Raw genomic sequence first — 10,469 nt, 5'->3', positions numbered from 1 at the left:
TTAAATTTTGGTTGAATTAAAAGGAGTCAACCTAGTAAATAATATCAAAAATATAAGTCCAAATAAAAAACAAAAGTTCCCATTTACAAATTCGAAAAAAGTGGAACTTTTGTTTTTTATTTCACAAGTTTAGTAATTATACGTATTCTATTTATTTTAAATATTTTAGATTATTCAAAACATGTTTTGTTAGTCAATCGAAATCAAAGTCAGGATTAAAGGTTAATGATCAAGAAATACCATAAAAATTAACAATGGCCTTCACACGATAATATTCATCGAAATCAAAGTAATCTTCAGTATTTTTTCTATAAATTTCTATAAATTTCTTCTCATCTTCTGTGTTATAGTCAAGATCGGAACAATGATATGCTATATCGAAATATTTTGAATTTAGCGACGCATATTCGAAGTCTATTATCTTGATATTATTCGTTTTATCTAGCAATATATTAGCTCTATTTAAATCATTATGACTGACCACATCATTTGGAAGATATTTAGCATTAGAAATAATTTTATTTTTAATATTTTGTGTAAATACACTGTTATATTTTTTGTGATCCTTTAATTGTTCGACATAATGAATAATGCGTTCATATATTTTGTTGTTTAATAATTTAACATTGTAGTTGTGAATATCGGCAATCGCAATTGCGATTTTTTTTCTAATTTCTCAGTCATTAAAGTCAATGTCACACGCTTGGATGAATTTTCTAACAATTATCTTTTCGTCTTCATAGATAACTTTTTGATTGGGTTTTAAATTATTAAACACACTTAAATTGTGCAAATGATTAAATCCGTTTAGACGTTTCTGTTGTATAAATAAATCATTTTTAACATAGGAAATGTTGGTGTAGCCAGCGGTTAATTGTTTGATGTTATCATCCATGATTAAATTAGAATAAGTTTTTTTATACGCCAATTCTTTGAATTTATCATAAATATAAGTAACTTCAACGAATTCTTCCTCTGTTATAGCAAACTCTTTTTCAATTAACTCTTTATCAATATTTAAGTTTCGATACAAGGCAATAGCATCAAAGAATGGATGTGATTTTCTTACTCATTCGAAATCAATTAGTTTTATTTCTCCCTTTTCATTGATCAATATGTTTTTACCATTAAGATCATTGTGTCCAGTTACTAAATCTTTATTTTTTGAATATTTTGCTACTAATTCTTGATATTTTTTGTCACCCTCACCATAATAGAAAAAGTCAATTGGTTCAAGTTCAATTTTTATTTTGTGGAATTTTTTAACTTCTCGTATTAGGTCTAGTTGATTTGAGTAACTTAACTCAACATTCTCAATGTTTTTGCCTTCAAACCATTTCTTTATCAAAATACCGTCTTGATAGTAAATTGTACTTTTGAATTGAGATAAGATTTTTGATTCTTTTGAATGATCAACTAGATTTGATTTAGGTAATCGAATTTGAACTTTAGAATTTTGATAAACACCTGTAAATGTTAAATTGTGAAAACCTTCATAAACAAATTCAATGTTACTTAATTGAACAAAAATTTTCTCGTCTATTTTTTGCTTCAATAATTCAATTTGTTTTTCCATTATAAATTGTTTCCTTCTTCACCAAAACCGGTCTGGCTGTTGATTTCAAACAATAAGCTAATAACATTTAAACTGTGTTGTCTAAATTCACCTTTTTCCATCATTGTCTTAATTTCATCAAAATCACAATACTTTAATTGATCCACTTCTTCTTTTTGCAATTTGAATTGATCTATATTTCAATCGGTTCTGACAACATAATAATCGATGATAAACTTAAAATAATATTGAGAAAAGGCGGGTTTTTTACTGATTTTATTGATTTCAAAGCCAATTTCTTCTAATGTTTCACGGCAAGCCCCTTCGTAAGAGCTCTCGCCTGATGATACAGCACCACCGGCACTGAAATCTCATAAACCAGGTGCAACACTTTTATCTTTTGAACGTTTTTGAATCAGCATTTTGCCTTCGTTATTGAATAAGACAATAAACACAGCCAATAAATTATCATTTGGTCCTAATTTTTCGCCTCTAATTATTGCCTTATTAGTTCTATTTCTCTCATCATCATAAATATCAAGATATTCCATTTTTATCCTCCGTTTTTTATTCCGTTATTTTAATATTTTTTTATACTTAATATATGCAAAAAAGAACGCAAAAAACAAACAAAGAAAAGAGATTTGTTGATATTTTGATAATATCAACCGCTGTTTTGTTTTTGATGTTGATGTTTGCGTTTATATTAATAATTATATGAAAAGCAACAAATTTAGTGGTAAAAAAAGGTATTGCACCACTTGGATGAAATTATACTCTTGCGGATATTAACGGCGGAATTTTAAGCGGTATAACCTATACATTTGTTCTAGCATTTTTGACATTGATTCTTTCAATACCGCTTTCGCTGAAAACTGCAATATTTATTAATTTTAGACTACATAATAAACTGCAATGAGGCATTAAACTATTTTTTAAAATAATCGGTGGTTTACCTTCAGTTATATTCGCTTTATTTGCACTTAAATTTTTATCCAAAGGAAGCGAGTGAATCTTAAATGTTTCTGATGGACGTAATTTATTGACCGCAATAATGATGTTCTTTGTTTATAATTGTGCAGTTTTGACTAATATACTGAATAATGTATTGAATAAATTTCAATTGATACACAAAAGATTAGCAAAAGATAAAGGTCTTAGCGACTCATTGATAATTTATAAAATTATTTTGAGAGATAAGAAAAAACAAATTTTTAGAGCATTTTTCATTGCGTTTATGAAGGTTGTTGGTGAAGCATCGGCCGGTTCGTTCGTTTTGTGAAGTAATTCAAAAGCTGGCGTATGAAACAACGGATTATTTGGATTTTTTAATTCACATTTAAAATCATCAGCAACTTTGATAACTACTAATTTTTTTACCGAATCTAAAGCCGAAGTTAGAGATTATTTATTTTCACTATCACTGATGTTAATTATTTTTATCTCACTGATAAACTATATGATTCGCAAGTTGAGTTTATTGAAATTCAATCAAAAAAGCGAAAAACAAATGATTCTGCTCTATAACACAAAGATAAATAACGAAACAAAGAAAACATATTGAAGTGTCTATAATTGATACAAAAAAATAACAGAAATCATTGCTTTTATTGCTCTAGTTTGCATTCTTTCATCTACATTTTTATTTATTTTTATTGGCGGAATAATTTCAACATTTTCGAAAACAACCACCTTTAAATTTGGTACAAACACCACTTTATGAACAACTGCTATGACACTATATGGTGCCCTATGAACAATTATTTTTGTTATTCCAATTTCCTTTTTAATTTCACTTTATTTTGAAAAAACCAACCGTAAATCGTGATTTTCAAGATTACTAAACACCAGTATTTTAATGAGTATGGGACTTCCTTCATTAATTCATGGTCTGTTTGCTTATTCTATTTTTATACAAGTATTGCATCTAACATTGAGTCCACAACATGATTCTTCACTACTGGCTGGGGTAATGTCGGTAATTGCTTTATTAATTCCGGTAATGGTCAAACACTTTAATAATGGATTCAAAAACGTGAACAAAAATATTGTTGAACGATTACGAACAAAAGGATTATCAAACAGAGAAATATTTTTAAAAGTCAAATTAGTCGCTGTGATCCCAACATTTATAAAAGCATTGCTATTATGTTTTGTCTTATTTATCGCTGAAGCATCTCCATTTCTTTTAACATCTGGTCATCATAATTCACCGGTCTTTTCGCTTCTTTATTCACAACAAACACTGACAACCAGAATGGTTACTGAATTAAATAATCATGGTCATAACTCAACAAATATTATGTATGAATGTGCCTTTATTGCAATTTGTTTAACTTCATTGTTGACAATAATTGAACACACATTGACGCCAAAATTAATAGTGAAATATAACCAAAAGGTAAATCGTTACCTTCAACAATTTAAGCTAAATATGAAACTTAAATTGGTATAAAAAAATAAAGTTGTTCTAATTCAACAACTTTATTTTTTAGTATTTTCAATTAATGACACTACGTCTTTAATGGTTTTTATTTTCATTAATTCCGAATCACTAACTCTGATATTTAATTCTTCTTCCAATTCGAAAACTAATTCAGCAAGTGTTAATGAGTCGATTTTCAATTCTTTTAATTCAGATTCTAAAGAAACTTTGCCTTTAGAATATTTTTGAACTCTTTGTATTACTTTTTCTTTAATATCCATAGGTAAATTATACAACAATTACAAAACGCGGTTTTTTGTTTATATCATTAATGATAACCGCATTTTCTAATGTTTTTCATTTTTCCAGGTGTAACGGGTTTATTTCTAAAATTAATTTACCGCCTGGCTTTAGGTATTCCTTGTATTCTTTGAGTATTTTTTCATAAATATATCAACCTTGATCCTCAGCAAACAATGCGTGTTGAGGTTCAAAATTAAGGGATTGCTGATTTTCTAATTTAATATTGGGATCTAAATAAGGTGGATTTGAAACGATTAAGTCAAAGCGATCGTTAATTTTTTCAAACAAGTCACTTTTAATAACTTTAATGTCTCTATGGTCGTTGAAATTTTGCTTAATATTCTCATTCGTTTGATCAATCGCTTCTTGGTCAATGTCAGAAAGAGTAACTGAAACATTTTTTATATTTTTTTTGATTGCTAAACCGATAAAACCAGAACCACAGCACAAGTCTAAAACATTAATATTATCAATATTTTTTGAGTATTTTTCAATAATCATGTGTACCATCTCTTCGGTTTCATAACGAGGGATTAATACTTTGTGATTAAGGTTGATTCGTGTATTCAAAAATTCAACATAACCCATAATATATTGAATCGGCATTCCTGAATCAAGCTTTATTTTTTCTTCATCAGTAATTATTTGTTGTAGGCCATAACGTTTTTTTTCTAATAATAAGTCTTCAACTGTTGGCATTATTTTAAACCACTGGCAGCAATTTTTTGATTTTGTTCTTCTGTCAATAAACTCTGAATGATTGGTTCTAATTTACCTTCAATAACTTGTTTTAAAGAAGACGAGAAACCAATACGGTGATCTGTTACACGGTCTTGTGGATAATTATATGTTCTAATTTTTTCGCTACGGTCACCATGCCCTGCTAATTTACGATAACTAGATTCTTCATCTTGTTTTTTTTGTAATTCCAAATCATATAATTTTGATTTTAATACAGACATTGCCGCTTCACGGTTGGCTATTTGACTTCTTTGATCTTGTGAACTTACAACAATTCCTGTAGGAATGTGTGTAATTCTAACTGCTGAGTCAGTTGTGTTAACACTTTGTCCACCAGCACCAGATGAACGGTATGTATCAATATTTAAGTCTGTTGGTTTGATTTCAATGTCAACGCTGTCATCAATTTCTGGCATTACAGTTACAGTAACTGTTGAAGTGTGAATACGGCCACTACTTTCAGTAGTAGGGATTCTTTGCACACGATGTACACCGGTTTCAAATTTTAATTTAGAATAAGCATTTTCGCCTTTAACCATGAAAACTATTTGGCTAAAACCACCTGCGTTGGCTGGCGAAGATGACAATATTGTGTGTTTAAAACCGATTTCTTCAGCGTATTTTGAATACATTCTGTACAAGTCACCGGCAAAAATATTAGCTTCATCTCCTCCGGCAGCTCCTCTGATTTCGATAATAACATTTTTATCATCATTTTCATCTTTTGGCAAAATAAGAATTTTTAATTCCGCTTCTAACTCGTCCAATTTTGGCTCATTTTCTTCGATTATTGATTTCGCAAACAACACTTCTTCACTGTCTTTTGAAGACAACATTTCTTTGGCTGTTTTAACGTCCTTTTCAAGATTTTGGTATGTAGTGAAGGCCTGTGCAATATCTTTAATTTTACCGACTTCGCGGTTTATTTTTGTATACTCCTTTATATCGTTTATAACTGATTCTTCAGTCAATTTATTAGTTAATTCGTCATATTTACTCTTGATTCCAAGTAATGATTTGTACATTGTTTGTTCCATAGTTTTATATTATAAACGAAACATTAAATATTGTGCCTACATATACGTTTATTAGCAATAAAAATAGTAGCAAAAGCTACTATAGTAAATAAATGTTTTGTTTTTCTAATTCGTCTTTAATGTCTTTAGGTCAATAAGATGACTGAACTTCACCGATATGTTGCTTTTCTAACATAACCATGCTCAATCTACTTTGTCCAATTCCACCACCAATTGTTAGCGGCAAAATATCATCAATAATTCCTGAGTGGAATTCCGATATTTTTTTGACTTCTTCAGTACTTAATCCAGACTGCTCAATTAAAGATTTTTTATCTACCCTGATACCCATTGATGATATTTCAATTGCCTTATTTTTTCAAGGGGCATATACGATTAAATCACCGTTTAGATATCAATCGTCATAGTCGAATGCTCTGTTTGAGTGTGGTTTTCCAGATTTTAAATTTCAACCAATTTGATAGATAAATATTGTTCCTTTTACTGAAGCTAGTTCGTTTTCTCTTTGCTCTGGAGTTAAATGAGGATATAAATCTTCCAATTCTTGAGCACTTATAAAATAAACTTCCTCGCTAAAGCGATGCTCTAAATTATATTTTTGATTTATATGTTTTTTAGTATCAACAATACATTTATTGATTGAATTAACAATTGATTTTAAATAATCAATATTTCTATCTTTTGGCAAAATTATTTTTTCTCAATCTCATTGATCGACGTAATATGAGTGTGTATCATCTAATCTTTCTTCACGTCTGATTGCGTTCATGTCAGTATACAATCCCTCGTATACATCGAAATGATAGTTATATAATGCTTGTCTTTTTCATTTTGCTAACGAGTGAACAATTTCAAGTTCTTCTGCGGTGTCTTTAGGAAAGAATTTAACTGGTTTTTCCCCGCTTAAACCATCATTCAATCCTGATTTTTGCGAGACAAATAGGGGTGCTGTTGCTCTTGTTAAGTTAAGTTCCTTTTTTAATTCTTCTTGAAAAAAAGATTTAAGGTCCTGAATTGCGCTCTGGGTTTGTCTAATTGACAATTTTGATTTATACATTTTCCTCCTTCGTTTTTATTGCTAAAAATAATATCTAATTGGCACTAACTTTAGATAGATTTTCATTTCATCTTTTTGATAGTGATTTTCAAATTAAATAAATGTATGGAATTCCTAAGTTAGTTTCTATCAATGAGTCAATAATTATTGGGCCTCATTGTAATTTTCTAATACCGTTTATCATCAGTGCTAATTCTCAAGCGAATTGCACGCTAATTCCAATAATTAGCATTCTAATTATTGGTAATTGTGACTGTTTTGTTACTAAATTATAAGTTATTAGGGCAAAGTAACCTAAGACTAGCATTGCTGCCATTACTCAATGGTATTTACCTGTTTCTCTTCAAATTATAATTTGCTGTGCGTTTGGTTGTAGTCTCGAAATCAATGGTGAACAGATTCATCAAATTGCAATAATGAAGGCAAAATGCAATAGATGTTTGTCTTTTTTAATTGCGAGTCATATCAATAGAAAATTTGTTGTTCCATAACTCATTGATAATCATAATAAAAATCAGAATGGATTGGCTCCAATAACTACTCTTTGACCCAAAGCTTTGTAAAAAATACCTCAGTCAACTATAAAGTACAATATACCACCAACAAAGGAAAATATAGCACTCATATATTTTTTCTTATAGATTATTAATGCGTATAAAAAAACTAAAAATATTATGTCTAAAATAACTAAAGTTAAATTCATTTGTCTACTTGGAATATTGTTAGGAATTAAACTATTATTCATTTTTCCTCCTTTAATTGATAATTTTACTTTATTTAAAAAATGGTAAAAGAAAACCAAGCAAAAGCTTGATTATTATATTATTTTTCAATTTTAACTTTAATACCAGGACCCATTGTAGGTGAAACAACAAGATTTTGCATGTATGTACCTTTAACGGTTGTTGGTTTAAGTTTTTTAATTAAGTTGATAACTGTTTGTGCGTTTTCAACTAATTTAGTTGTATCCATTGATACTTTACCGATTTGTGTATGAACAACACCAGCTTTATCAGTTCTATAGTTTGCTTTACCTTTTTTAAGTTCTTCAACTGCTTTTTCAGGAGTTGGAGTAACTGTTCCGGTTTTAGGGTTAGGCATTAAACCTTTAGGCCCAAGTTTTTTACCGTATTTACCTAAAATAGGCATCATTGCTGGGTCAGCAACCATAACATCAAAGTCGAATTCATCTTCTTTGATTTTTTGTTCTAAAGCAGCACCGTCAACAACTTGATCAGCACCAGCGGCTTTAGCTAGTTTTTGTTTTTCTGGGTTATTTGTAACAACTAAAACAGTGATTGATTTACCTGTACCGTGAGGAAGTAAAACTGCACCACGTAATTGTTGATCAGCTTTACGAACGTCAAGATTTAATTTAAATACTAATTCAACTGAACCATCAAATTTTGAATATGATGTTCTTTTTGCTAATTCAATAGCTTCTGTTAAGTCATAAGCAACATTTTTATCAAATGATTCTCATGCTGCTTTAATTTTTTTACCAACTTTAGCCATTATTTATCTCCTTCTGAATCGAAACCTTCGATTAGAATACCCATGTTTTTAGCAGTTCCAGCAATTGTTCTCATTGCTGCTTCAATGTTGTTAGTATTTAAATCTGGTAATTTGTATTCTGCGATTTCTCTTAATTGGTCAACAGTAATTGTTGCCACTTTAGTTGTTTTAGCGTTAGAGCTACCTTTTGAAAGCTTTGCAGCTTTAATTAATTTGTAACTTGCAGGTGCTGTAAAAATTTTGAAGTCAAATGATTTGTCTTTGTAAACTGTAATTTGTACAGGAACTGGTTCGTCACCTCTGTCACGTGTTGCATCGTTGAAAGCACGAGTAAAGTCAGGCATGTTAATACCAACACCAGCTAGTGCTGGACCTGGTTTAGCTTGACCGGCTTTGAACTGTAATTTACGAACACGAACAATATCAGCTTTTGATTTTGCCATAATAATTTATCCTTTCGATAGTGTGGTTCTAGCGATTTTTATCTCCCACTAGTTAAGAGGCAATCATATATATTAAATTGCTTTTTAATTATAAATTCAATTGCAAAAAATAATAATTTTTTTTAAATTTAATAAAAATTGCCGAATTTATACGTTTTTTAATTGAAAAAAGTAAAAATGCAAAGTGCTAAATAATTATTTTTTGTAAAAAATATCTCCGATTTTATATTTTCAAATACCTATTTTATTTCTTTTTGCCATCGACTCAGCTGCAACTAATTTGTCATAATATGCTTTAATTTTTCAATTATTATTCCAATAATTAATATTACTTCTTTTTTTATCGAGGTATTTCACACGCGCAAGGCCGTTCGAAACTAAGTAAATATTTGCGTCAATATTCTGATAATTTCAAACCCTAGCAACTAGGCGATTATAACGATCGATACTTATTATTTGAATTTTGATTGGTTTATTGTTTAATAACTTTATTAAAGCTTGCTTAGCCTTTTGAGCATAAGCATTTTCTAATGTGGCAATAACATTGTGAGCTTTTTTAGTCTCTGGAGTATCAATACCTAAAAAACGAATACCAGTTCGTTTGTTATTGTAATTAAGATAAATCGTATCCCCGTCACTGACATGATAATATTCGAAATTAACAATTTTTCCAGATGTTGAAAACGTTGAATCACAAGCAACAACACATACGGGACTTAAAAGAATTGGTAGAAAATGAAGCTTAAATTTCATATTTGAATATTTGCTTATTGATGATTTTTTTCAATAAAAAGACTTTTTTATTATTTTTATTGAAAAAACAATAGAAAAAAGCATCAGACATACGCCTAATGCTTTTCTAAATTTTAATTAGAATGCGTAAAAAATTAGTGTGTAAAAAAGCTGCAACCTACTTGCAGCTTTTTTGATTTTAAAAAAAATTAGTAAATGAAAAGGAGGGAACAACCCCCCCCCGACAACTGAATATATTATACCACAAAAATGTTGTTCCCAACTTTTCATTTTCTAAAAAAAACAAAAATTTTTTTAGGAGTTATCATGAGTGTTTGAAGCAATTTAGATTTGATGGAGAAAGAAGGTCAGCAAGAAGAAATTAGAAATTTTTACAACAATGTAAATTTTGTAAAAAAATATGATCGCAAAGTTTATGATAAGCAAAACTTTGAGCATGTTTGAAAATTCATTAAAAATGCGAAGTTGGTTATTTCACGAAGTTGAAAAAATAAATTAGCTGGTAATGAAGTCTTGGTTAAAGTTTTTATGACTATTAGAATGTATAAAAAACTAAATTGTGAGATAAGTAAAAATGATTTAGTTTCGCAACTTGGTTTTAAGAAAACGACGCTGAATTTAGCCATTAAAAAACTTGTTG

Annotated in this window: 12 protein-coding genes; 2 read left to right on the top strand and 10 right to left on the bottom strand. The window is 29.3% G+C overall.

The window, feature by feature from the left end; translation table 4 throughout:
- Positions 1-151: 151 nt before the first annotated feature.
- Complete coding sequence (locus tag N1F73_RS03375) at positions 152-1,576, bottom strand: phosphotransferase (protein ID WP_260360109.1); 1,425 nt, start codon at positions 1,574-1,576, stop codon at positions 152-154.
- Positions 1,576-2,106: an NUDIX domain-containing protein gene (locus N1F73_RS03370; protein WP_260360108.1), complete on the bottom strand. Its 531-nt coding sequence runs from the start codon at positions 2,104-2,106 to the stop codon at positions 1,576-1,578. Before N1F73_RS03370 ends, N1F73_RS03375 begins: the two co-directional genes overlap by 1 nt.
- Before the next feature lie 53 nt (positions 2,107-2,159).
- On the opposite strand from N1F73_RS03370, the gene N1F73_RS03365 reads away from it, so the two are divergent.
- Positions 2,160-4,010: an ABC transporter permease subunit gene (locus N1F73_RS03365; protein WP_260360107.1), complete on the top strand. Its 1,851-nt coding sequence runs from the start codon at positions 2,160-2,162 to the stop codon at positions 4,008-4,010.
- Between the two features lie 29 nt (positions 4,011-4,039).
- Here N1F73_RS03365 and N1F73_RS03360 read toward each other — a convergent pair whose 3' ends face one another.
- The 8 genes from N1F73_RS03360 to N1F73_RS03325 all read right to left on the bottom strand — a co-directional run bounded on the left by N1F73_RS03360 (position 4,040) and on the right by N1F73_RS03325 (position 9,829).
- On the bottom strand, positions 4,040-4,261 hold the full coding sequence (locus N1F73_RS03360) for a phosphopantetheine-binding protein (protein ID WP_259289972.1): 222 nt from the start codon (positions 4,259-4,261) through the stop codon (positions 4,040-4,042).
- Positions 4,262-4,268: 7 nt separating this feature from the next.
- Positions 4,269-4,982: a peptide chain release factor N(5)-glutamine methyltransferase gene (gene prmC, locus N1F73_RS03355; RefSeq protein WP_260360106.1), complete on the bottom strand. Its 714-nt coding sequence runs from the start codon at positions 4,980-4,982 to the stop codon at positions 4,269-4,271.
- Positions 4,982-6,061, bottom strand: coding sequence for a peptide chain release factor 1 (gene prfA, locus N1F73_RS03350; RefSeq protein WP_259289974.1), 1,080 nt, complete (start codon positions 6,059-6,061; stop codon positions 4,982-4,984). The genes prmC and prfA overlap by 1 nt, the downstream gene beginning before the upstream one ends.
- Positions 6,062-6,140: 79 nt before the next feature.
- Positions 6,141-7,118, bottom strand: coding sequence for an aspartate--ammonia ligase (locus N1F73_RS03345; RefSeq protein ID WP_260360105.1), 978 nt, complete (start codon positions 7,116-7,118; stop codon positions 6,141-6,143).
- Between the two features lie 34 nt (positions 7,119-7,152).
- Positions 7,153-7,863 (bottom strand): hypothetical protein, encoded by a 711-nt coding sequence (locus N1F73_RS03340; RefSeq protein WP_260360104.1) that lies wholly within the window; start codon positions 7,861-7,863, stop codon positions 7,153-7,155.
- Between the two features lie 77 nt (positions 7,864-7,940).
- Positions 7,941-8,633: a 50S ribosomal protein L1 gene (rplA, locus tag N1F73_RS03335; RefSeq protein ID WP_259289977.1), complete on the bottom strand. Its 693-nt coding sequence runs from the start codon at positions 8,631-8,633 to the stop codon at positions 7,941-7,943.
- Entirely contained in the window at positions 8,633-9,076 is a 444-nt protein-coding gene (gene rplK / locus N1F73_RS03330; RefSeq protein ID WP_259289978.1) for a 50S ribosomal protein L11, read from the bottom strand. Before rplK ends, rplA begins: the two co-directional genes overlap by 1 nt.
- A 195-nt stretch (positions 9,077-9,271) precedes the next feature.
- Entirely contained in the window at positions 9,272-9,829 is a 558-nt protein-coding gene (locus N1F73_RS03325) for a thermonuclease family protein (RefSeq protein ID WP_259289979.1), read from the bottom strand.
- A 306-nt stretch (positions 9,830-10,135) separates the two neighbouring features.
- On the opposite strand from N1F73_RS03325, the gene N1F73_RS03320 reads away from it, so the two are divergent.
- Positions 10,136-10,469: MAGa4850 family ICE element protein (locus N1F73_RS03320; protein WP_260360103.1), on the top strand; the 334-nt coding region annotated here is incomplete at its 3' end.

This window comes from Mycoplasma sp. HS2188 (genome assembly GCF_025209835.1).
Taxonomy (GTDB): domain Bacteria; phylum Bacillota_I; class Bacilli_A; order Mycoplasmatales; family Metamycoplasmataceae; genus Mycoplasmopsis.
This window is presented reverse-complemented; position numbering and strand designations above follow the sequence as displayed.